19 protein-coding genes are annotated in these 23,904 nt (G+C 56.6%); 2 read left to right on the top strand and 17 right to left on the bottom strand.

Annotated features, from left to right (window positions below):
* Positions 1 to 17 precede the first annotated feature (17 nt).
* Both KBY02_RS22270 and KBY02_RS22265 read left to right on the top strand, forming a co-directional pair.
* A complete protein-coding gene (locus tag KBY02_RS22270; RefSeq protein WP_104652903.1) occupies positions 18 to 572 on the top strand; it encodes an HD domain-containing protein in 555 nt (184 codons plus the stop codon).
* 3 nt (positions 573 to 575) lie between these two features.
* Complete coding sequence (locus tag KBY02_RS22265) at positions 576 to 923, top strand: hypothetical protein (protein WP_058417009.1); 348 nt, start codon at positions 576 to 578, stop codon at positions 921 to 923.
* A 163-nt stretch (positions 924 to 1,086) separates the two neighbouring features.
* Here the strand turns inward: KBY02_RS22265 and KBY02_RS22260 are convergent, their stop codons facing one another.
* From KBY02_RS22260 to tssJ, 17 genes are all read right to left on the bottom strand, one after another.
* Positions 1,087 to 3,963: a type VI secretion system Vgr family protein gene (locus tag KBY02_RS22260; RefSeq protein WP_129449168.1), complete on the bottom strand. Its 2,877-nt coding sequence runs from the start codon at positions 3,961 to 3,963 to the stop codon at positions 1,087 to 1,089.
* A 33-nt stretch (positions 3,964 to 3,996) separates the two neighbouring features.
* Positions 3,997 to 5,079, bottom strand: a complete 1,083-nt coding sequence (locus KBY02_RS22255) for a hypothetical protein (RefSeq protein WP_060400233.1) — start codon at positions 5,077 to 5,079, stop codon at positions 3,997 to 3,999.
* Between the two features lie 63 nt (positions 5,080 to 5,142).
* Positions 5,143 to 6,177 (bottom strand): sel1 repeat family protein, encoded by a 1,035-nt coding sequence (locus KBY02_RS22250; protein ID WP_225650760.1) that lies wholly within the window; start codon positions 6,175 to 6,177, stop codon positions 5,143 to 5,145.
* 99 nt (positions 6,178 to 6,276) lie between these two features.
* A complete protein-coding gene (locus tag KBY02_RS22245; protein WP_032657308.1) occupies positions 6,277 to 7,305 on the bottom strand; it encodes a sel1 repeat family protein in 1,029 nt (342 codons plus the stop codon).
* Between the two features lie 97 nt (positions 7,306 to 7,402).
* On the bottom strand, positions 7,403 to 8,425 hold the full coding sequence (locus tag KBY02_RS22240) for a sel1 repeat family protein (RefSeq protein ID WP_024642645.1): 1,023 nt from the start codon (positions 8,423 to 8,425) through the stop codon (positions 7,403 to 7,405).
* Positions 8,426 to 8,427: 2 nt separating this feature from the next.
* Positions 8,428 to 10,458: a phospholipase D-like domain-containing protein gene (locus KBY02_RS22235; protein ID WP_032657311.1), complete on the bottom strand. Its 2,031-nt coding sequence runs from the start codon at positions 10,456 to 10,458 to the stop codon at positions 8,428 to 8,430.
* Positions 10,459 to 10,508: 50 nt separating this feature from the next.
* Positions 10,509 to 10,763 carry a PAAR domain-containing protein gene (locus KBY02_RS22230; protein WP_225650759.1) on the bottom strand — a complete coding sequence of 85 codons (255 nt, stop codon included), beginning with the start codon at positions 10,761 to 10,763 and terminating at the stop codon, positions 10,509 to 10,511.
* A gap of 119 nt (positions 10,764 to 10,882) precedes the next feature.
* Positions 10,883 to 11,194, bottom strand: a complete 312-nt coding sequence (locus KBY02_RS22225) for a hypothetical protein (RefSeq protein WP_225650758.1) — start codon at positions 11,192 to 11,194, stop codon at positions 10,883 to 10,885.
* A 37-nt stretch (positions 11,195 to 11,231) separates the two neighbouring features.
* Entirely contained in the window at positions 11,232 to 11,657 is a 426-nt protein-coding gene (locus tag KBY02_RS22220) for a DUF2628 domain-containing protein (RefSeq protein WP_017279085.1), read from the bottom strand.
* A gap of 177 nt (positions 11,658 to 11,834) precedes the next feature.
* Positions 11,835 to 12,929, bottom strand: coding sequence for a type VI secretion system protein TssA (gene tssA, locus KBY02_RS22215; RefSeq protein ID WP_003343647.1), 1,095 nt, complete (start codon positions 12,927 to 12,929; stop codon positions 11,835 to 11,837).
* A 92-nt stretch (positions 12,930 to 13,021) separates the two neighbouring features.
* Entirely contained in the window at positions 13,022 to 13,540 is a 519-nt protein-coding gene (locus KBY02_RS22210; protein ID WP_003318810.1) for an Hcp family type VI secretion system effector, read from the bottom strand.
* 154 nt (positions 13,541 to 13,694) lie between these two features.
* A complete protein-coding gene (gene tssM, locus KBY02_RS22205; protein ID WP_104652870.1) occupies positions 13,695 to 16,187 on the bottom strand; it encodes a type VI secretion system membrane subunit TssM in 2,493 nt (830 codons plus the stop codon).
* Positions 16,184 to 17,107 (bottom strand): type VI secretion system-associated protein TagF, encoded by a 924-nt coding sequence (tagF, locus tag KBY02_RS22200; RefSeq protein WP_003401903.1) that lies wholly within the window; start codon positions 17,105 to 17,107, stop codon positions 16,184 to 16,186. Before tagF ends, tssM begins: the two co-directional genes overlap by 4 nt.
* A 31-nt stretch (positions 17,108 to 17,138) precedes the next feature.
* A complete protein-coding gene (locus KBY02_RS22195; RefSeq protein ID WP_096127169.1) occupies positions 17,139 to 21,065 on the bottom strand; it encodes a type VI secretion protein IcmF/TssM N-terminal domain-containing protein in 3,927 nt (1,308 codons plus the stop codon).
* Positions 21,066 to 21,095: 30 nt separating this feature from the next.
* Positions 21,096 to 21,809 (bottom strand): type IVB secretion system protein IcmH/DotU, encoded by a 714-nt coding sequence (icmH, locus tag KBY02_RS22190; RefSeq protein WP_003318805.1) that lies wholly within the window; start codon positions 21,807 to 21,809, stop codon positions 21,096 to 21,098.
* Entirely contained in the window at positions 21,806 to 23,149 is a 1,344-nt protein-coding gene (gene tssK / locus KBY02_RS22185) for a type VI secretion system baseplate subunit TssK (protein WP_003343637.1), read from the bottom strand. The genes icmH and tssK overlap by 4 nt, the downstream gene beginning before the upstream one ends.
* Positions 23,146 to 23,901 carry a type VI secretion system lipoprotein TssJ gene (gene tssJ / locus KBY02_RS22180; protein WP_003420341.1) on the bottom strand — a complete coding sequence of 252 codons (756 nt, stop codon included), beginning with the start codon at positions 23,899 to 23,901 and terminating at the stop codon, positions 23,146 to 23,148. The genes tssK and tssJ overlap by 4 nt, the downstream gene beginning before the upstream one ends.
* Between the last annotated feature and the right edge of the window lie 3 nt (positions 23,902 to 23,904).

The following is a 23,904-nucleotide window of genomic DNA, read 5'->3' as shown; positions in this document are numbered from 1 at the left end:
CAAGGAATCTGAACCAAATGTCCAAACCGTGCCCGCAACAGCTCTACAACAAAGCCTGGCTATTCGCATCCCAGGCCCACGTCGGCCAAAAAATGACCGGTTCGGACCTTCCTTACACCACCCACGTGGCGATGGTTGCCAACGAGTTGATCTTCGCCCATCGCGAAGAATCCGTGGGCGCGCTTGAAATCGCCTTGCCCACAGCGTTGCTGCACGACGTGCTGGAGGATACGCCGGTAACTCAGGATGAGTTGGCTGAAGCGTTCGGTGTCGAGGTCGCCTCAGCCGTGGCGTGCCTGAGCAAGAACCTGATCGTGCCGTTTTCCGAAGCGCTTTATTTCGCCGGGATCGCCAGTCATTCCAAAGAAGCTGCGTCGGTCAAGTTGTGTGATCGCATCACCAATCTTCAGTCAGCGCCGTCCACCTGGAAGAAGGCGAAGCGAGCGTCGTATCTGGTGGAGTCGGCGCAGATTCTGGCAGCCTTGGGGCATGCGAACGGGTATCTGCGGCAGCGGCTCATTGATACGATGGCGCGTTATGAGGCGCTTTATGTTGATGGCTTTGAAGGCTGAATAATGAGCTCTCATCATTGTCGGATCGAGAACGGGAGTCTCTGGATAGAAAGTCAGCGAGTCTGCCTTCCTTACCCGGCGGACACGTTTCTGCTGTTTAAGGGGATAGTGCTAATCAGGCTTGAATCCCCGCCGGGCGAGGGCTTCAACCGGAACATCTTCGCTTTCTCGATGGCTGGCGAAGTGCTCTGGCAGATCGAGGAAAGCCCGCACGGTACGCAGGCGGACAAGCCGTTTATGAGTCTTCACTGCGATGACAACGCTCATGTCATCGCAGATTGCTGGAATGGTGTGACCTACTCGGTGAATGCGGAGAATGGGAAGATTCAAGTTATCCAGTTCAACAAATAGCCGCGCTTCCGGGCCGGCTTTTTGTGATACCGAATATCAGGCGACCTACTACTTGTGCCAAGCCGCTATCCACTTGCACAGCCTGCCCAACCACCATCTCCTACAAGCCTCACGAATGTCATCGATTTGCACGATAGGGTAGAGCGTTGACACGCCAAAGCAATCACGCGTCCGACTCCGGGTTGCTCAACTGGTCATACCTGTTACGGAACAGACTGCGATTGTCGCTCGGTTTGACGTCTGGGTGCGAAGCGCTTTCGTGGCGGTGAAGCCCGCGGTTGGCCAGTTCCGCATTTTTGGGATCACCTTTGTAATCGGCGGCTACTGGCAGGTCATAGCTGACGCCGTTACTCAGGTCAATACGGTACTGGCTGGTTGTAACGTGATGGTCGATGCCGATCTGTCCGCTGGCGTCCATCACTCCTTTTTTGATCTCGGCCCCATCTGCAAAGATGGTATACGGCTGACCTGCCCATGCCTGATAGCCCGCCGCACTACTAAGCCCGGCGTAGGCTGTAAGCTTTTGTTTGATCGAATCGGTCGGCCACGCCGGATTATCCCGATTGAGCTGCGCAGGACCGTCGAAGGTCTTCTTCACGCCTTTTACGTCGATGGTTCCGGGGGCATGAATCTCGATATTGCCGCCTTTGATGCGGATGTACGCTGCGCCGCTGGTCAGCAGGATTTCTTCCTGCGCCGCAATCTCGATGGTGCGAGCGGTGGAGGTGATACGCACGCTTTCTTTCGCGGTCAGTTCAATGCTGTCGTTTTGTGCCTGTATCTCAACTTTGCCCTTTGCTGCAAACAGCTTGGCGCCTGCCGTTTGGGCGAACAGGCTGATGCTTTGCGCGACACTCACCAATAGCGACTTGCCGCTGGCCAGATTGGTGTCTTCACCGGTCGAAAGCGTTAACTGTTTGCCGCTGTGGATGTGAGTATTTTGCGGGGTGACGGTCGCGATGTCGGCCGGTGAGGATGCGACCAGCAAGGGCTTCTTATAGCCTGACGTCTGGCCACGGCCGCCGCTCATGATTGCCGCCTTGGTGTCACCGCCGTTACGTTGCTGCGGACTGCTGCTGATCGGGCTTTCGCCACCGCTGCCGTAATTGGCCTGGGTATCGGCGTTGAGCTGGTCGAGACTTTCAATACCGCCCGGCATGGGCAGCGCATTGTGCTGCTCGGCAATTTCCGACAATGCCTTCACTCGTGCCTGAGCGTTGCTCAGGTGCTGCTGAGCTTCCTGGGTATCAATCTGCCCGCCCTGCGCCTTGTTGCGCGGCCAAGTGCTCAAGTACAGACCTTGCTGAGCACGCAAGGCACCGTAGGCGTCAGTCCGCAGCTCGAAACCGGCACCGCGCAGTGCGCCTCGTGAATTGCCCTGTTGGTCGATCAGGTAACCGAGGTTCAGCTGACTATGCCCATGGCTACTGTGGATCTGGGTTCTGACCTGGCCGGTGGAATCGTCCATCACCCACTGGTTATAGCCGCTCCCCTGAATCTCCTGACTTTTATAGCCACTCATCAGGCCGCTGGAATGCCACGCAGGCTTATGTCCGCCGTAGACCTGTCCCATGATCAGCGGACGGTCGATATCGTTATCAAGAAAGGTGACGACTACCTCTTCGCCAGCGCGCGGCACATTGACGCTGCCCCAGTCCTGACCGCTGCTCGACTGCATCATGCGCAGCCAGCACGAACCAAGCTCTCCATCCTTCACCAGACGATCCCAGTGAAAGCGAACGCAAACCCGGTTCAGGTTATCGGTGAAAACCTCATGCCCGCCGGGTGTCACGACGACTGCTGTCTGCGGGCCGGGGTGCGCCGGTTTTTGATGGGTAAACGCGCTGCGATAGGGAATATCCAGACGCTGTGTTTCAAAGCGATTCAGGTAGAAGCCTTCATCGCCCGCCGGTAGCGAAGCTTGCGTCTGCAGTGCATCCAACTGTGTTTTCAGGCTCCCGGGTGGGCTTGATCGCGTCTTGCCGATTGGCAGGTTGCTCTGCACAAAGAACTCCACGGCGACGATCAGGAACTGACGGTCCTGGAGCGGCTTGAGCTCGTAAAGCGGATGTTGGGTCAGCTCAAAGCCATGACCGGGCTGCATCTGACGAGCCCCGCCCTGACCCTGAATGCGACGGGCCGCCGACTCATCCTGTTCGATCTGCACGCGCGCGAGCCATTCGCCGCGGCCGAGGTTCTGCCATGCATACTGGCCACGGTATTGGTAACGCTCGAGGTCAGGAGGCGCGGATGCGGCAGGCAGTGCCATGGAGTGAGTGATCTGTGGCTGCGCATGGCTGCGGTATTCGCTGCTGCGCCACTGCACAAGGCCATTGAGCAGGCGGGCGCCGGGGCTCCATTGGGTGATGCTGTCTTTCAGGTCGGCGGCCTGCTGGGTATGGAAACGCAGGCTTGCGGGGTTCAGTGTGGGCAGAGAGTCAATGTTGTCGGTAAACACGATGCAATGACTGTCGACCTTGTGCTCCACGTACCAGAAAAGGCCTTCCTGCTCGCACCAGCGCTGCACGAAGTTGGCGTCGGTCTCGTTGAACTGCGTCACGTATGACAGCAGCGGGTAGTCGCGTTGCAGGTCGAAGCGGTAGTTGGCGCGGGCCTGGCTGTAGTGCTGAAACACCTGAGCAAGGATGTCCGGCAAGCTCATTTCTTGCCAGATTCGGCAATCAATACGGTATTCCAGCAGGCTGAACCACGGCGCAAAGACCAGCTGCCAATCCTCGAGCCCGCCATCGCTGCCGAGATAACGCACACTCTCGACCCAGCCATGCCGAGGGCTCAGGCTGCCGTCGTCGAGGCGAATGCTCAGTTGCACTGCCTGACCAATCAGCTTCTCCGGGTCGAAGTCGGTGGTCTGATTGATCACGTCGACCGTGTAGCGCGCCACGTGGCTCAGACGTTCCACGGCATGCGCGCGCAGAGCAAACAGCTCCTGACCTTGCGGCGTGTTCAATTCCAGCAGGCGACCGGCCTGACTGAGCGGTCCGCTGAAGGCGTTCATGGCAGCGTCGAGTATCGAATTCATAGGTACATCCCTTTCTTGCAATTCCCTGGGTGATCAGCCGATCAGCCAGCCCTGAGTCTGATCCGCGCAACCACGGTCCAGTATCCATGCGGCGCTGCCCGGTTCTGCGCTGGCAGCCAGCCACGCCAGCCCGATCTGCGCCCATTGCTCAGTGGCAGGCCCGACCCTAGCGCCCAGCGTGTTCAAACGGATCTGGCGTTCCAGATCGAGGCCGGACAAAGAGGATCGAGCGTAATGATGGAGCTGCTGCAAACGTTGCCCATCGAAAGCGCCATCACCGATCAGCACCTTGATTTTCTCCGCGTCGAAGCCGGTTCGGGCGCTTAGCCCGGCCATCAGGCTTTCCAGCGCCTGCGTGTCGGTGCGGGTCTGTGAGTAACGGCTGACATGGTGTTCAGTGACGGGCGCAAACAGTTTCAAAGCGCCTTCGCGCAGCGGTTCAGGAGGGCTGGATTCGCGTTGCAGCAGGACCGCGCTGACCGCCTCCCCAGCCATTTCGCCGGGTTCACCCAACTTCATCTGTTCCTTGCACGCCCAGGTATCCAGGCTCAGGCACAAAAGGTAGGGGGCGCCGTAGCTTTGCCCCAGGACCTCGGGCAGCCACTGCGCCACAGGCTGAGTGGTGACGTCAAACGCGTAATAAGGCAAACGGTCGCGAGGCCACAGCCTGCAAACCGCGGCCAGCCAGTCCAGCTCACTGAGTGCTGTGGGTGTAAACAGCATGACCTGAGTGTTCGCCCAGTCGACCTGCGAACAGAACGCCTCATCCCACTGGGCAAACATCGCCTTGAGAATCTCGACAGCCCGCCCAGCCGCATCGACAGCGGGCGACCGAACAGCCGGTGTATCCAGACGGCGCAGAGGCCGTCGCAAACTGCGTGAATCAACCAGACGCGGATCATGATCAAAATCCGCACGGCGCAGCGCCAGCTCATCAGCCGTCAGCGGCGCGTCGAATACACCGCAAGGCAACCACACCCAGGCATTGACCACCGCCACAGAGCCAGAGGTGAAATTGCCCTTCGGCAACTGCGCCTCGACAACGCGCTGCCGCTCAAGATCAGCCAGACGCTTTTCGGACAGGCGATCATAAATACTCCTACGGGGACCAAGCATTTCTTTTCCTTAAGAGCGCGCGCGAGATTTTGGATATCGCGCTGTCGTGCAAGTAGAGATCGTTTATTTTTTAACGGCTGCCAAAGGCATGCCTGTAGCGGGGTCGAGGTTCTTTTCAGCCGCAATCCGTTGAATCAGTTCTTCCGATGGGGGCGAAAGTGGAGCGGCGGAATCACGATCACGCTTCCATTTGAATGTGCCATCCCACTCGGGTAACGGTGCTGGGGGCAGTGGAACAATGTCATCCAGATCTGGAACTTTTGCCCCAAGATGCTCATGGCGCGAGAGAAACATATTTATTTTATCCAATCGCTTCACACGCTCTTCATCTCGCTGCAAGGCCATATAGTAAAGCTCTTCCGATGGTGGCGGGCCTTCAAAAGCACGGGCCAGATTGCGTGCTGCATCGTAGTCACCGTTTCGAATTGCGGTGTGAAAACCGGTAACCGCATCCGCATAACGGCCAACGACTTTTGAATAGCTTGCGTAATGAACGCCTGCTGGCCCATTACCTTGCTCCATCGCGCATTTGTACATTGCTTGCATGACATCGGCGGTATCGGCCGGGATGCTAGACAGTAATCGAGCGACATAAAATTGTGCAGCAGGATTGCCTAAGTCTGCCGCTCTGCGAAAGTAGGCATACGCGCTGCCCTTATTTCGTACTACGCCGTAGCCGACTTCCAAATAATGCCCCATATCGTAGTAACCGCCTGGAATACCTTGCGCGATCAGATGCTCCACAATGTCAATCGCCTCTTTGCTGCGATTGTGACTATCAACAGCACCTTGAGAAATCAGGATGTGCAGGTTGGTCGCTGCTTTATAGTCCCCTGCTGCATAGGCCAAACGGTAGTATCTGCCTATTTGCTGATAGTCTTTGGCGCCTTTTTTCGATTCCAGAAATAGTGCATAGCGATACAGTGCCTGAGCATCCTCGCTTATAGCAGGCAGATTGTCGGCTTCGTGAGTGCAGACAAACGAAAGCCTTTCCATGGCTTTAGCCATGTCTTCATCAGTAACGCTGTCGTGACCTTTCTTCTCGCAAGCACAGAGGCTTGTGGTGAGAATTGCCAGAAAAACCAGCCTTGTAAACATTTCCATTCCCTTGTATGTGCCTATTTGTGAGAAAAGCTTCCCGGAATTGGAGTTCCTTCCTCTACGCATGTGTCGGGTATGACTCAACGCATGTCTTTTTCACTTCGATGCAGGTAATGGAAGACCTGTTTCAGGATCGAGGTTTTTTTCTGCCGCCATCCGTTGAATCAGATCTTCCGATGGAGGCGAAGGTGGTGCAGCGGCATCACGATCACGCTTCCATTTGAACGTGCCGTCCCACTCGGGCAACGGTGCTGGGGGCAGTGGAACAATGTCATCCAGATCTGGAACTTTAGCGCCCAAGTGTTCGTGATGTAATAAGAAGTCGCTGATTTTATCGTATCTTGCGGCACGCTCTTCATCTTTTTCTAAAGCTAAATAATAAAGTCTGTCAGAAGGTTTTCTATCTTCAAAGCCGCGTGCCAGACGATGAGCGCTAATATCATCGCCACTTTTAGTTGATAGTTGGTAGCCGGCTACGGCATCTTTGTAAGAGTGTATTGCCGAGGCATAGCTTGAATATTTTCTTGCAGCCTGTGAATGGCCTTGCTCCATTGCGCATTTATACATTGACTGCATTATGTCTGCAGTGTTGGGGATCTCACCTAGCAATTGGGCTATATAATATTGCGCGTCCGGACTACCCAAGTCAGCTGCGTTCCGTAGATATGCGCGAGAGCTAGGTATGTCTTTCTTTACTCCATAGCCTATCTCCAGATAATGTCCCATATCATAATAACCGCCCGGAATGCCTTGCGCGGTCAGATTCTTTACGATGTCAATCACCTCTTTACTGCGATTGCTACTATCAACAACGCCTTGAGCTATCAGGTCCTGCAGGTTGGTCGCCGCTTTATAGTTACCTGCTGCATAAGCCAAACGGTAGTATCTGCCTATTTGCTGATAGTCTTTGGCGCCTTTTTTCGATTCCAGAAATAGTGCATGGCGATACAGCACCTGAGCATCATCGCTTATCGCAGGCAAATGGTCTGCTTCGTGAGTGCAGACAAACGAAAGCCTCTCCATGGCTTTAGCCATGTCTTCATCAGTGACGCTGTCATGACCTTTCTTCTCGCAAGCACAGAGGCTTGTCGTGAGAATTGCCAGAAAAACCAGCCTTGTGAACATTTCCATTCCTTTGTGTCGAGGTCAGATTCCCCGGTCCCGGAGTCCGTTCCTTTGGGGCGTAGCAGGTATGGCTCAATGCATACCCATCGTTATCACGTCATTTCGGTAGCGGCAGACCTGTTTCCGGGTCGAGGCCTTTCTCCTGGCTTAGCGCCCGGATCATGTCTTCCGATGGCTTTTCAGCAGGGGGCGTGGACTCGCGTTTTTTCAGCCATTCGAATGTGCCGTCCCATTCCGGAAGCTTGGCTGGGGGCAGGGGAACGATCTGGTCGATGTCTGGGACTTTTGCTCCAAGAGCATCATAGCGTCTTAGGAAGGCACCAATTTGTTTATAGCGAAGAGACCGCTTGTCATCCACAGGCAGCGCAAAATAATATTGTTCATCACTAGCATCGGTTGTGGAAAATCCCTCCCTCAGAAAACTCGCGCTATTACGACTACCGTACCGAGCGCCCGCTTGAAAGGCCTGAATAGCCTCTGGGTAGTTACCCCGCACCTTCATATAAACTCCGTAGTTGAAAGCGGCCTGAGCATGCCCTTGATTCATTGCGCAGCGACGCATACTAGTCACTGTTTCCTCTGCCGATTCGATACCCTCAAGCAGTTTTGATACGTAAAATTGGGCATCCGGATTACCTAAGTCGGCCGCTCGACGAAAGTAAGCATTTGCTCTGCTTCCATCTTGCTTGACGCCATAGCCCTCTTCCAAATAATGTCCCATATCGTAGTAACCTCCTGGAATACCTTGGGCGATAAGACCCTCAACAATATCGATAACGTCTTTTTCTGGATTGTCGGTCTCAATAACACCTTGGGAGATCAAGGTGTGCAGATTAGTAGCTGCCTTATAATTACCCTCAGCAGACGCAAGTCGATAATACCTTGCTATTTTTTGATAGTCTTTAGGCCCCTCCGTGGTCTCTAGTAATCTTGCATATTGATACAGCTGTCGAGCATTTTCGCTAATAGACGGTAGATGATCTGCCTCTACATGACATGTAAAAGAAATTCTTTCTAAAGCATGTTTCATTTGGTCTGCAGATATGTTCAATGAGTCTTCCTCGGCACATGCGTATATCGTGAAGCACAAGGTGAAAGTTAAAATCAATCGAGTAAGCATATTTAGTCCTTATTTGTTCTTGAAGCACTTTCTCTTCTGAACTCTGTTAAGGATGCCGTGGGGCTTGCCTTGTCTTTGGTTTTTTGACGAAGTGCTGAGTTGTAAACTGCAGTTTCGGTCCAGATATCAAATGCTTCTCCAATATCATCTCCGCTGCCCTTCCCATTGGAATGTATTCCCCATAAATGCTTGCGCAATGGCTTAGTCACAGCTGGATCTTCAACACAGATATTCAGCTCGCTGTCGACTTCCATACTGCGTGTGTTGATATTGCTTGAGCCTAATGTAGTAAAAACATCATCAATGATCATCAGTTTGCTATGAATGTAAACGTCCATCCATTCTTCGGGGGGCGAGTCAGGAGCGACCAAGGTACAGATCAGCACCTCAAGGCCTTCAATTTCTACCTTTTCCACAGTTTTTACACTAGCAGCAGGCAGTTTGGCTTTTAATTCACGGTACTCAGCTTCTGCCGCTGCGGCTGCTTTTCGCTGTGATTCCCACAGTTTACTCATTGCCGGATTGAATGAATTTCCGTAGGTGCCTTCAATAATGGTGATCTTGCCTTTGGCGGTATCATAACGCTCCTTGGCTTGCGCGACCTGAGCTTCCAGCTCTTTATTGCGCTCCAGTCTCGCAACATTAGGCATGAGTTCGGGGCGACCTAATTGTCTGAGCATTCGATAGGTGTTGATTGTTCCATCGCCCATTCCTTCTTCTGACGAGTTGGTAACGACAAAAAGATAAAGTGGGCCATGCTCAATCAAACTCCGCCCGTCTGCAAATTGACGACGGACATTTTCTTTGATTTTTTCCGCCAAAGGTGGCCAGCGAAAATACTGGTTCTCTATGTACATAAAACTGTTTGCATTGCCTGCGGCCTTGATATACATCTCCCTGATATCACGCTTATCTTCTTGAGGCTGAGTCCGCAGAACCTGAGCCATCATTTTAGGACCGAACCCATCTCTGGCTTTCAGCTGGTTTGCAATATGTTGTCTAGGTGTCAAAAGGTCAACGCCTGTTTCGCGCAACCACGCTTCAGTAAAGTTGTGGTTCAAGTATTCGAGTATCGGGCCGGTAACTCGGCTGGAAATATCCTGACGCGGAGTTGCGCCGTTGCGGCCCTCATGAGCTGGCATTCTTGTCGCGCTGTGATCATCCTTATCCCAATAGGCGTCCAATGAGTTGTGACCCATGACAAAGCCCACCGCAATATCCGGAACTTCATAGTCAATAAGCACCATTTTTTGATGGTGACTCGGTGCGACGAACATAGCCCCTGTACTTACGACCTTATTAGTTTTACTGCGATCTTGATCAAGTGCTCTCATTTGCAATTGCCATGCAATTTCCACACGGTCGGTGACGGAAAAGTCGCGAGTGACGAATTCTAAATTCTTGATTTTGAGAGATTCGTCGGTGCCCCACATCATTACATGAAAAAAGCGTTGACCTAGCTGGATAGGGCCAGTTTCAGCACCCGTGTAGGCGAGGCGGACCTGGCGATACCACATCTTGTCAATCTGGATTTGTTCCTTATCTCGATTCTGTTCGGCTTGCGCGCGCCTTTCTTCGAGCTTCTTGTTCACGCTATCAAGGCCTAGTTCTTTTGTAACCGAGTTGGCGTGAAAAAAATCATCAAGGCCGGGAATCCAGTTGCTGACGTTATCTCCTGGTGTAGTGTTTTCCAGAAATTGGCCCATGTGAAGTGAGTCAGACCAACAGATGATTCTTACTTGAATTCCGGCTTGGGCCTTAATCGCCAGAAGTTTTCCGATACACATAGAGCTTTTATCGCCACGCTTAAAATACATCGAAGGCTGAAACCCCCAGCAGACTATTTCAACACTCTTTTTGGCAACCATTATCGCATCGTACACCGCGCCGAATGCGCGCTCGCCGTTGACCAAAGGCTCAAAAGTGGCTTCTCTAGGGTAGTACTCGGTGTTGTGTAGAAACCACGGCATGTTGATGTTGCACGACATGTTTTTGCTGGTAGCGACCGGGGTGGTGATTACAGGTGTGGTCATGGTCAAGCTCCCGGTGCGTTGCTGCTGAGTGTTGTATTCATCTCTGTTCCTTAGAGGTCCACGGTATCCTGCTGCGTTGCCATCAGCCGCGCATCACAGGAAATGAAATCACCTTCCCGGGCCACCGGGCGGCCGTCCACCAGCAGGGTTTCATCTCCGCTGACGATGGTCCCGATACCATGTGGGCAGGACACTCGGTCCCCGACCCTTGCCACGGCCAAACCATTTATGAACATGCTGGGCGATCCCTCGAGGACCTGACCTGCGTCAGAGGTGGGATCGTTGATCACGATGATTGGTCGCATACTGGCTTCCCTGTAAGTGATGACTCCCTGCCTGCTTAACGGGGCAGTGAGAAAATATTGCTAACGGTAAAGTTAAAACTTTTGGCAAATACCAGCCGCTACAGGCTATTCATTGACCTTCAATGGGCTCTGGTCTTACCCATCAGCACCGCCATCGTCACTGCCTGAACAATGAGATAGGCTGATATCGATAGGAATAGATTCGTGTAGTCGGTATACCTGGAGTTCGGGACAACATTGACGATAAGAGCAAAGCCTGCAGCAGCAAAAGACAGGCACATGGATATCCCGTAGGAAAGTCGAGATACTCGATCAAGAGGGTTTTTACGCCTAATCAACGATACTACGGTTCTAAGCGGCGCGTAAAAAATAAAGAATGCCAGCGTTGAAAAACACAGCAGCGATATCGCATTGACTACATAATCAAACATTCATGCCTCCCTGAAAATAGATCCCAATGTGTTCGCGTTACCAACGCAACCCCTCAAACGGATTCCAGCCCTGCTCGCCTTTCACTTCCTTCAGGTAATACGCGTAATTGGTCAGTTGCCCATACAACGCATTAAACGCAAACCCCAGCGCAGAACTCGCCTCCTTGGCGTAGCGGAACTCAAACATGTCCATCACGATGTTCAGCGCAACAGAAACCACTATCATGATCGCGATAATGCACAGGTTCTTCTTCCACAGCCCCAGAATGAACAGGTAAACCGGCCCAAAAAAGAACGCGAAGAAGTTGAAGTTGATTTTCACTTTTTTCAGAAAGGGCAGTTGCTTGAGCGCAGGTCTGAACCCCGGTGCGCTTGGGCCGCCGTGCGCTTCAAAAAAGGCGAAGCGTTCTTTCCATTTGTCGCTGTAGTGGCCTGATGCGTTTACCGGGTCTGACGTGTTCATTCTCTAATCCCTGATGTGTGTGAATCACGTGAATGGTCGTTCCCTGTTGCCACGCTGGATACGACGCAAAATACGGGTAAATCAAGGGCACGTCAGTCGTACAGACAGACTCGCCCTGTGGTGCATTTCCCGACGGTCTGTACGGATGTTCATACAGACCGATCCTACGGATTACGCTTACTGCTTAGGCTCTTTCGTACCCAGCACATCGCGAATGCTGTCCACGACGTTGCTGTCCTTGATGACGTCGTTCAGCCAGCCTTCCAGCGGCATGTTGCCCCACTTGATGGCGCGCTCGATGAGGTACGGGACGGGGCTTTGCGGTTCGGTGTTTTTGAAGAACTGTGCGATGCCGGCGAGCATGGTGAAGGCTTCGTCGCGTGTGGTCGGGGTGGTGCGCAGTGGTGCGGACGCGCTGTCCTGGCTGGCCTGGGTCATTACGGCACCTGCGGGTTGGTCGACGACGGTTTCGGGGGCGGCCTGAGCGGCGGCGGGGGCAGGGCTCAGTTCGATGCCGCGGTCCTTGAGCAGCTTTTCGGTCAGTTGCCCGGCGCGTTGCAGGATGTCGCTGAGGGTGACGAGGCTCGGCGCGTCGCGGCCGAACAGGGTATCGGCAGTGGCCTGGAGCTGCTGGCAGGCGTACAGGCTGGCGGCGATTTCGCTGGCCTTGAGGCGCAGATGATCCGAGTCGGTCAGGACCACCGAGCGCTGGAAGATTTCGGCGTTGATCTTGCCTTCTTCAACAGCGGACTGCATGGCCTTGGGGTTTTGCAGCGCGAGGTTTTCAACATGGCGCGACTCGTCGTAGCGCAACAGGCCAAAGTTCTGCCCCTGCGTGATCGGCAGCCCGCCGACGACTTCGGTCAGCGTGGTTTTCAGCCAGGCCAGGCGGGCGGCACGTTCTTCTACGCCATCCTCCAGAGACGGGTACAGATCGTCCCAGAAATTTTGCAGGATCCGTTCGGCCACAGTCAGGCCGAAGGTGATGCCGACAAAGTGGTATTTGTGCGCCAGGGCTTCGCTGAGCCAGGCGACGAGCATCAGGTCCTTGCTTTGTTCGGCAAGGCCCTGTGCGGCCAAGGTGATGGTCTGTTCCCAGTCCGAGGACTTGAGATCGGTTTGCCAGTCACCTTGGGTGAGGTAGTCGGGGTCTGCTCGACGAGCTTCCTTGACCTGATCGAACAGGGTGGAAAAGCTCAGGTCCTCGCCACTTCCCCCGTTGATGGGTGCCGTCAGATCGGCAAGCGAAAGGTCGTTGAGAAATTCAGACATAGTCAACTCTGATCAGAGAATAAAAGAACACCGTGCCTGGGCAGACACGGTGTTGAAGACGGGCCGCTTGCGCGACCCGATGTGTCACGGACTTATGCGAATACTTTGTTCGCAGTGCGGTCCCAGCCGCCAGTGACGTTACCGCCACCCTGGCCATCGGAACGGCTCTGCTGGGTGTAGGTGGTCTTGATGCGAGCGAAGTTGAAGCTGATTTCTTCAATCGGCAGATCGCTGACTGCGTTGTCTTCGCCTTTCTGGCTACCGCCAGCAACCGCCTTCACGGAAGACACAACCACTTCTTCCAGGTTGATGGTCAGGTAGGTCAGCTTGTCGCCGCCTGCACGGTTGACGTTCAGCTGGATCTTGGCGATGTGAGTGCCCTTGCAGCACGCTTCGAACAGCTTGGCGGAAGCCTTGTCCACAGACTTGCGGATGCTGAAGTCGCTCAGTGCAACGCGCTCGGACGAAGCACCGCCCGAAGAGCTTGCGGTCGCCGAGGTGGCCTGGGTAGCGCCGAACTCGTAGCCCAACACTTCGATCCAGTCCTTGTGCTTGTCGTCCAGAACTTCGCCTGGGATGCCATCGATTTGGATGTATGCGTCAAATGCCATTTTCTGCTTCTCCTTCTTCATTTAAAGCCGTGGCGTCTGCGGACAGAACACGGCCCTTTGATTAACCTTCCTGAAACGATCAAGAAAGGTTCTCTTGCCACGGCCAAGGTTTCATAGGGACAACCCGGGCTTCGGTTTGCTTGCCAACGCGCGATCAATTGAGCGCGCGTACTTCGATCTCCACGCGTCGATTCGGCTCAAGGCACTGAATCAACTGAGCTCTGGGTTGCTGCATGTCGCATTTGACCAGAGGCTTCTCGCTGCCTTCACCGACCGCGTCCACCAGCTCGGCGGGCACGCCCTTGCCGACCAGGTAGGTCTTGATGGTCTGCGCGCGCTGTTTGGACACCTGCATGTTGCTTTGCGGGTCGCCCAACTGGTCGGCGTGACCTGCAATCACGATCTTGCCGATGTTCGGTGTATTCAACAGCTTGCCGGCGATCGCGCTCAGCTGATTTTGACCTTCGGTTTTAAGGCTCTGGAAATCGGCACGACCAAAGGCAAACAGCGTGTCCGATTCCAGCGTGATCGTTTCGATAGCCTTCAACGACTGCGTCAACAGGCTGTTGATGTAATTACGCGAACTGGATGTCAGAAATGCGTTGTCGAGAATCCGCGGCACGTCCAGTTCGTGAATCTGATCGCTGTAGAAGTTGATCTGTCGGCTGGCGTACTCGTAATCCTGATTGGAGCCTGCCTCGGCATTCGCGGTGATGGTCTTGCCGGTCTGACGCGCAATGGCCGGATACCAGTAATCAGGCATCTTCGCTTTCAGGAACGCCGGGTCAGCCTTTTCACGCTGGGCGCGCGACAACATTACGTAGGTGTCCAGCGTGGCCTTGCCGAAGGCAGCGATGGATTGCGCGCGGTTATCCGGCGGCAGCGCCTTGGGCTCGACACTGTCTACACCGGTGACCGGCATCAGGTCCTTGGCATTACGCTGGTAGACCTTGATGGTGGTCAGCAGGTAAAGCGAGCGCGTCAGGTTGTCTGCGGTCGGTTTGAGCATCACCGTTTCCAGACGGTTGAAGTAACGCGTGCGCAGCAGCGGCTCGACGTCATAGCCCCGGTAGAGACCCAGACGCAAGCGCAGTGGTACGCCTTCGTCGTGATGACGATCGTAGTAAAGCGAAGTCCAGAAGCGCATGCGATCCAGCGTTTGCCACTCGGTGTACTGCCCGGTGGCCTTGCTGTCCTCGGCTGCGGCCTGAGCGAGTTCGCTGGAGATGGACTGGATGTTGTCCTTGTTGTTCCAGTACGACCAGCCCCACAGGCTGCACAGCAGCAACGCGACAAGGCTTGCGCCACCGATCCAGGCGGCCTTGCGGCGACGCTCGCGGTGGTTGGTGGTGTACAGCGCCACCAGATGCTGATCGGGGATGATTACCTTGCGGAACAGGCTGTTGATGAACAGCGGGTGCGGCTGGACATTGCCATCGACAGCTTCCTGCTCGCTTTCCAGCTGGAATCGCTCAGTGACCTGGCGGGTGTGTCCGCCCATCTCGGGCTGATCGGCGTCCAGTGCGCTGGTGAAGTAGAAACCGCGCAGCATCTCGGCGCTTTGATACGGGTTGGCGCGCAGCAGAGCATCGACGAACAGGAGCAGGCGCGGTTTCAAGGCTTCCAGCTCCAGCGGGAAGCGATACACCGCAGTGTCCTGACGAGTGACCTGGATGTCCTGAAGTACCAGTTGCTGGTTGGCGATCTGTTTCCAGTAATTGATCAGTTCATCCATCGCCACACCGAAGCGCTGGCCCCAGTCGGCTTGCTCGAAGCCCTTGTGCGGGAAGGTCTTGCCCATCACTTCGCCACGCGCCACATCGTCAAGCTGGCGATAGAACGGCACGAAGCCCGGGACCAGGTCGCACTTGGTGAACACCAGATACACCGGCAGACGCACTTCCAGCAGCGCGTGGGTTTCCTGGATACGTTCGCGCAGACGCTTGGCGATGCGCTCCTGGTCCTCCACCGAGGACTGCAGGATGTCATGAATGCTGACGGTGACAATCAGGCCGTTGAGCGGTCTGCGCTGGCGGTGCTGACGCAGCAATTGCAGAAAAGCGCGCCATTTGCCGGCTTCTTCCTGATCGTTCATGTAGCGCCCGGCCGTGTCCAGCAGCACGGCTTCCGAGCTGAAGAACCAGTCACAATTGCGCGTGCCACCCAAACCGGCCACGCGTGCGCCTTCGCGTTCTGCGTAGGGGAAGTTGAGGCCCGACTGATAGAGCATGGTGCTTTTGCCCGCTGCGGGCTGACCGACCACCAGATACCAGGGCAGGGCATAGAGCGCGTCCTTGGAGTTGCTGCCGTTCGGTTTGTTGCTTTGCAGGCGCTCGAGGCTTTGCAGCAGGCGCTCGCGCAGCAGGCTGACCTCTTCACGGTCCGCCGGGCTGGCGTTGAGCACCGCCTGATCGGCGTCGTCACGCAGCAGGCCTTCCAGGTTCTGGTGCTGTGATACGCCTCGATACAGCAACAGCACATAGGCTGCCGACAACAGCAGAAACAGGCCGATCCCCGTCAGCAGGCTGTTCATCGAGCTGAAGCCCAGGGCACGGCCGATGCTCCAGACGATAAAGATCGCCAGGAAAAAACAGACCCCTAGAACGTAGGGCTGGTAGCGCAAAAAGTAGTATTTGATCTTGTTCATACGGGCTTCAAATCCAGCACATCGACAAAGCGGTCGATAACGTCATAAAGAGGGCGGTCAATGTCTGGAAACACATGGCCTCGGTGGTGTTCGTCGAACGTGTCGAAGGGTGCCAGTACGTCATAACTCTCCGAATGCTCACTCACGCCCGTCACCACCCGGTACACGCCGGAGGTGTTGCGGGATGCAAAGCAGAACAGCCGGGGGCGCATGAAATCATCCGCCAGAATGCTGATCTGCGGCACCGCCCTGTTCGGTTCGATGCGTGTCAGCCAGTTGACCCACAGATCGGCTGTCGGGTTCTTCAAGCCTCGTTCTGCCGGCAGTGGCAGCGAAATACCAACGGGTGCCTTGGACGACGGGCGGCTCAGCGCCTGCAGCCTGGTGAGCACGGCGTTGCTGATGAACTCCGGGTAGGAGCTTTCCAGCGAGGTCGCGATGTCACGCAGGGTGAAGTTCACCAGAAACTTCTCATGCACACGCCTGAACAGCTCGAAGTCCTGCCCTTGCAGCGGTCGCAAGGCCCTGATGCGTTCGAACAGCACCGCCGTACTTTCGCCTTGCGCGGCCATGTGCAGCAGCGGTTTGATCTGCCCGGCGAACAGTTCGCTCAGGGTGAAAGGGTTCACAAACAGCCCGGCGTCACTGGACTTCACCGTTTGAAAGATGAAGAACGGATAACGCCGAGCGCTTGAGTCCCTGGAACTGATCAAACCGCCCACCAGCCAGTTGCCGCTGCGTGCCCGGTAGCTGAAAAAGCACACGGGCAATCGATCGAACAGCGTGCGCCAGTCTTCGCGGTGCTGCATGTCGGCGAGCGCGCCCTGCAGCCATGCATCGAACTCGCAGACATCGTCGCTGGCACCATGCAGGCTGACGAAATCTGCGCTCGCGGGCACTTTTCCGAAGCAGCCAATCATCGACCGCCCTCCAGATCCAGCATGTGCATCCTCACTTGGTCCGCCCATCGGTTGCGTTAAGCGCGCTCAGCGCCTTGACGTTGGCCAGGTCGGTCAGCTTCACGCCGCCATAGTTGCGTACCACCAGGCTGACCGGCCCTTTGGCCGTGTTCCAGCTGAATCGCTGCTGGATGCCGTCGAGGTCAGCGACGCGTGCGCTGTCGTTCATGCGCAGCAGGCCCCAGCGACCGGTGTAGTCGAACACGGTAATGCGTTCGCCGGACAGGGTGACCACATCCAGGCGTGCGCCTGGCGCTGTGGTAGTGCCAGGCCACGAGAAGCGGCTCCAGCTGGTCTTGCCGTTGCGGTAGTGCTGCTCCTGGCCATCCAGCGTGAAGATGATATCGGTGAAGTAGGCCGACGGCTCAAGCATGATCTCGAAGCCGTTGTCGCGGTCCGAGAGGCTGGCGATGACTTCGCCCAGCGAACTGGCCTTGTCGATGTTGCTGACCATTTTCGGGTTGACCAGCGGCGCCGCCTTGGCCCCGCTGCCCATGCCGAGCCCTTCGCCATCGGACAGGTTGCCGATTTCATTGCGCTTGAAGTTGGGCAGCAGGCCCGACTCCGGATCGACGAAGCGCTGCAGGTCTTTCACCGAGGCCTCGTTGCGGCTGTCCGCAGCAATCGGGTACCGGTGAGCCATGACCTGCTCCCAGGGCTTGGCGACCTGTTTGGCCCAGGCTTTGGCGATCTGTTCGCCAGCCGGATCACGCAGCGTTTCCCAGGCGAACTGAATCGGCAGGCTGAACAGGCTTTGCAACGAAGTGGAAAGCCCGCCCTGGCTGGTATCGACCGTGGTTTCAACGTAGTTACGCACGTTGGTGACTTCGCTCGGCTGCCCTTCGAGGGTTTCGCTGATCAACTGCTTGCTGCTCTTGCCGACATCCTGCGAGCGCTGGATGTTGTTCATCCGCACTTTGAGCTTGCGCAGCGCTGCCAGGTAGCGATCCATGATGGTGCTGTCGGCGCCTTCGGCATTCTGTGTGGCGAAAACCCGCGATACAGGCTCGAAACGCTTGGCCAGACTGCCGTCATCCACCGCAGGCAGTGGCGAGACCAGTACGCTGGCGGCCGCTTCCTTGTTGTCGAAGATGCCGGTGACCTTGCCCCAGAAGCCATCGTCGCGCTTGACCCCGGTCTGTTGCGCCTCGCGAACTGCAGGGACGTCCCATTGCGTGTTGTCGTTGACTGAGGCCAACAGCAGCTTGACCGGCGAATTGCGCACGTCACTGAGCAATGACAACTGCTGCGTGGCGTTGGCCATGTCGCTGAAGCGACGTACGCCCACGCTGTCGATCATGGTGTACCAGACTTTCGTGTAGTCACGCTTGTAACGGGACATGAACTCACGGACGAAGTTGGCTTTCTGCACCACGCTGTCGCCGCCTTCACCGTCGAGCACCCAGTCCGATTCGTTACGCAGATTGCCGGACACCAGCTTGATCAGCTCGGGCTTGACGAACTCTTCCCAGCCCTGACGGGTGAAAATCGCAGGCACAGCTTCCGAACCGTACAGCAACTGACGACCCGGCATCGGCACCAGATCATTCAGGCCGATAGCGGGGAACTGACGGCTGGACTCCAGTTGCAGACGCAGGTATTCACGGTCCACCAGCGAGCTGGAGATCATGAAAAACTTCAGGCTCTTGCGGGTCTCGTCGATCAACTGCTCATTGCGCGGCATGGCCGGCGCGTCGCCGTTCTTGAGCAACTGTACGTAGACCGGCGAGTTGTCCTCGATGACGTCGTCGCTGATCGGGTTGGCCTCGCTGGAAATATCCGCCCAGGCCACCGGCAACGCCGCGTTGACGAACTCGGTTTCCGGATGCGTGGTCGGCTGAGTCAGAATCAGATAAAGCTTGAGAGCGTTGTATGACTCGATGATGGATGCCACCTGCCGTTCATCGAGTCGTCCGAGCATTTCCTCCGACAGCGACAGACCGCCCGTGGTGGCCGACAACTCGGCCGCATCGTTTGCGGTGGCCGGGTTACGCAGTGCGGCGATGGCCTCGCTGCGTGTCTGGCTGGCCGTGTTTCTCGCGGCGCCGGTCAGGCGATTGGTCACGTCGCCGGTGCTGCGCGGAATGCTGCTCAGGCTGGTCGGACGGCCTGCAGCGACGTTGCGAGCGCCACGGTCCAGCAGTTTCCGGCCTTGCGCACGCGCCTTGCCGGTTTTGCTGTCGGAACCTGCGGGGGCGGCCCCGAAGCCATACTGCGGGTCCATGGTTTTGGCGAACTCGTTGAATTCACGCATCTGCAATTGCAGTTTCAGGGTGATCGGCTCAAGCGCCTGGGTACGCAGTTGCTGCAAGTAGGCGGTCTGGGTGGCGAAGTAGATATCGTCACCACGGTACAGGCCGCCGCTGAGTTGCAGCGGTACGCCCTTGGTGCGGTATTTCTCGATGGTTGCCAGCTGATTGCGCAGCAGCTCCAGGCCTTGGCCCGAGGCAAGGCGTTGTGCCCGGTCCGGGGACTGCTCCAGGTCGTGCAACTGCTGGCTGATGTTGGCCAGCCACTCGCGGTTTTTCTGGAACGACAGGGCCTGCCAGCCGATGAAGGCCAGCCCGGCGAACAGCGCCGCAGCGATGACGATCGGGCCAATAGAGCGGTCGCGGCCATGCCGTGACTGGTACAGGGTCAGGTCACGGTCAGGGAAAATGACGCGGCGGAAGGTATCGGTGATGAAGTAACTGCGATCACTGATTTTCCGGTGTTCTTCTTCCTCTTCCTCCACTGCACCGTATGGCTTCGCCGGCCGCAGGACGAACGACTCCGACAGCTCGTCTTCATACACCGGTGTCAGTTGCTTGTCGGTTTGCAGGGCGCTGGTGAAATACAGGCCGCGCAGCAACAACTGAGTACCGTTGACGTTACTGCGCGCGAAATGCTGCAGGAACTGCTCGAGTATCGCCGACAGCTCGGCAAAGTAGTTGGGGAAGTTCAGCAGGGCGCTGTTGGCATCGGCACCCAGCGCGATGATCTGTGCATCGACATGGCGACTGACATGCGCCTGCAGGTTCGCCAGCTTGCGATCGAGCACCGTGCGCAGGCTTTCGGTGCTGATCTCGTTCAGCCCGAACGTCATGCCGAGCGGCTGCTGGCGCTCGTTCAGGTCCATGCCGTCGAAGGCCTGGTTGAATCCGGGCAGTTGGTCGGTCTTGGTCAGCATCAGGTAGATCGGTGGATTGGCGTCCAGGCAATCGGTGTATTCCTCGATGCGCGTGACCAGGCGCGCCCCCATTTCGTTGCGTTCGGCGGAAGAGGAGGCCAACAGTTCCGGCAGGCTGACCACCAGCACCAGACCATTGACGGCGGCTTTGCTGCGCTGCTTTTTGAGCATGCGCAGGAACGCCGCGAATTCGCTGGCGGACTGATCATCGCGAAGGTAGCGGCCAGCGGTGTCGATCATCACGGCTTCAGGGCTGAAGTACCAGTCGCAGTGCTGGGTGCCGCTTTCCGTGTCATTGGCGCTGCTGGCAATGCTGGCCGACAGGCCGGAGCGGGTCAGCAGCGAGGTCTTGCCTGCCGCTGACATGCCGATGACCAGATACCAGGGCAGATCGTAGAGCGCCGAGGAGCCGCCACCACCTGCCGAACGATCGGTGCGCAGCATGGCAATGGCATGCTTGAGGCGGTCGCGCAGCACTTGCTGATCACGGAACTCGCCGGTGGACTTCAGCGAGCGGTCAACTTCGATCTGAACCAGATTCTCGAGGTTGTGTTCGGTGCGAATCCGGCGGTATTGACGCAGTACGATCAGCAGCAGGTAGAAGGCGCTGATGATCGCCATCGCTTCGAGCGTGTAGCCTTGCAGCCAACTGATCCTCGGGGCGAAAAACCAGCAGACAGCCAGGCTGATCAGCCACAGTATCGGGACCAGGAACCAGAAACTTTTTAACAGGCGCAGTAATGTCTTCATGTCTTCCTGACTCGGTTACCTGATCGGGACTCAAGCATTGAACAGTTGGCTGATTTGTTCGGCCAACGCGGCCACGTCTTTGCCCAGCAACCAGTCAAGCGTCAGATAGACACCCAGGCATACGAGGGCGATGAGCACCAGGTAAAGCCATACCGGAACTTCATGGCGCAGCATTTGCGACACCTGGTCAGGCAATGCCCAGTCAGGCGACAGCGCCTTTGGCGTCTTGCGGTAGCGTGCGATGTCCTGGCCCAGCGTGTTGGCCAGGTAGCGCAACTGGTCCTTCTGACCCAGCCCGAATTTGCCTTCGAAACCCAGGGCCAGGCACAGGTGATACACCTCGAGCACATCCAGGTTCTTTTTCACGTCGGCGCGCAGCAGTTCGATTTTCTCGAAGAAGCCTTCGCCCGCCAGGTGAACCCCGAAATAACGGAACTGCAACGGCTCCATTTCGAAGTGGCGACGCATGTCGTTGTCGCCCGAACGCAGCACGCTCTCATCGAGGAATGCGCACAGTGCGTATTGGGCGTCCTTGACCTGTTCGACGCTGTAGTTGGCGCTGCGCGCCTGACGCTCCAGGTTGGCGAAAAAGGTATCGACGCTGGATTCGAAGGCAGTGACCGAGATCGCCTGGCGGCCGCGACGGACAATCAGCGCCATGGTGATGAAGTCACGTACCAGGTCTTTGAGCGTAGGTTTTTCGGTTGCGGCCGTAGCGGCACCTTGCATCACGGCTTCAGTCATTTAAGCACCGCCAACAGTTCGAGCTTGAGATTGGTAAACGCGCTGGGCGCGTAGAAGGAAATGGCCTGGGCTTCCATCATGCGTTCATACACGCGGCCATGCGGCTCGATGGAGAAGTAATGGTTGTCCAGGCGCACCGGAATGGCGTTTGGCAGACGCGTCGAGTGGTTCAGCGTGACGCCCGGCATGGCGCTGTTGACCACCACTTCGATGTCTTCCGGCGAACCGACCTTGAAGGCGCGCGGCACCAGTTCCAGCAGGCTGGAGCCGGGCATGTCGGCATGCACCGAGATGTAAAAGTCGGCTTCGGTAAGACGCGGGTCCAGCAACTGGCCCTGCCAGTACGAAGGCCGGACCTGACTCAGGTTGATGACGATGCACTGGTTCGGAATCACGTTTTCAAGCAGCAGACGAACCAGTTCGTCGAGCTTGACCAACGAGGCCGCCGGGTCCTGATGATCGTAATCGGGGATGTCGGTGAGCTGGGTGTCCAGCGAGAAGGTCAGCAAACCACCCGCCAGTTCCGCCAGAAACAGATACAGACGTTCCGGGTGCAAGCGTGGATGCGCCAGCAGGTGAGCCAGTTGCGGGTAGGCGCGGTTGACCGTATTCAGCAGCCAGAACAAGGTGACGTCGCTGGAGCCAAACTCGGCGATCTGGTCAGCACGCTCGCGGCGGCGGCCTGAAAGCGCCTTGCTCTTGGCTTGCAGCACGCTGATCAAACGCCTGCCGAGACCGACCAGCGTCTCGTGGGTGCCCACGTGCAGCGTCGGGTGCACAAAATGCGCATCCAGGTTGAAGCCGCCAATGCTGTTGCGTGCCAGTCGGGCAATCGGGCAGTAGCTGTAGCCATCCAGACTGTCGCCATCGACCAGCATCACCACGTTCAGGCGCAGGCTGGTGATTTCGTTTTCCAGATCGCCTTCGTTGAGGTCTGGCAGGGTGTCGAACTGTTTGCGAAAGCGTCGCGCGCTCTTCTGCTCCTGGCCGTCCTCAACGTAGTTCAGGCCAAAGGGCTCAGGCAGTTTGAGCGCCGCGTAGACCTTGATTTCTCCGCCTTTGAGCAGGTTTTTCAGGTCGCGGGCGGCAGGCAGCGGGTCGTGCTGCGGCGCGTCGTAAAGGCTGCCGTCCGGGAACACCAGCTTCAGACGCTTCAGTTGCAGGGAGCCTGTCGCCAGCGCCTCGACGTCGACTTCCAGCGTTTGCACGCCCCAGTGAAAGGGCGTGGAGCGCAGCGTCGACTCAGCAAGCTGATGTTGATGAAACTCATCCTGATATTGGAAATGTTGCGGCAAAAGGAACATGCCTTCCGACCACATCACGCGGCTTTGTTTACTCATTTGGCGCCTTCCAACAGAGAATTGAATTGTGAGTCGGCTGCCTTTTTGGCAGCACTGCCGGCCGAGTCCTGAACCTGCTGGACAGCTGCGTCCTGCGCGCGCTCGGTCATACTTTTGCCGGCGGGTTGTTCGGGAATCGAATTGGATTTGTTGAACTGCTCTTCAGTCTTGAGTTTGTTCAGCACGTCCACACCACGCACCGCGAGGATGTAGTTGTTATCCACCAGCACACGCACGCCGTCGGACGAGAACCAGATACCGTCCTTGCGCAGCGTGTTGGCGTCGAACGCGACCTTCCAGCGGCTGTCGACGTCGGTGCGGAAGAACGCCGCGATGCCCACATACGAGGCATTCGGGTTCAGCGGCCACTGATCGGTCTGGCCCATGCCAGGCAACAGAATCAGCTCCCGGCTTTCGACCAGGGTGTTGCCCAGAGCCTTTTGCGGATCATCCCAGAGGGTATCGGCGTTGATCGACTCGAAGCGCTCCAGAGAGGACAGTTGATAAACGCGCACCACCACCGAGAGCGGTTTGCCGTACTCGTCGGGGTTGAGCTGGTTGCCGCCGTCAGTCGTCAGGATGACCTTTTCGTTGTCACCGAACATCATGTCGCCAGCCCAGGTGTCATCCATGCGCTTGGCGACACGGTCTGTCACGCCGCAGGCGGACAGAGCCATCATCATTGCCAGAACAGCCAGGCACCTTGCCAAGGCTGGCTTCGAGGAACAATTGCCTTGAAGTCTTTTATTCATTAC

Source organism: Pseudomonas sp. P129 (genome assembly GCF_020312195.1).
In the GTDB taxonomy this organism is placed as follows: Bacteria; Pseudomonadota; Gammaproteobacteria; order Pseudomonadales; family Pseudomonadaceae; genus Aquipseudomonas; species Aquipseudomonas fragariae.
The sequence above is the reverse complement of the archived record's forward strand: the minus strand, read 5'-3'. Positions and strand labels throughout refer to the sequence as shown.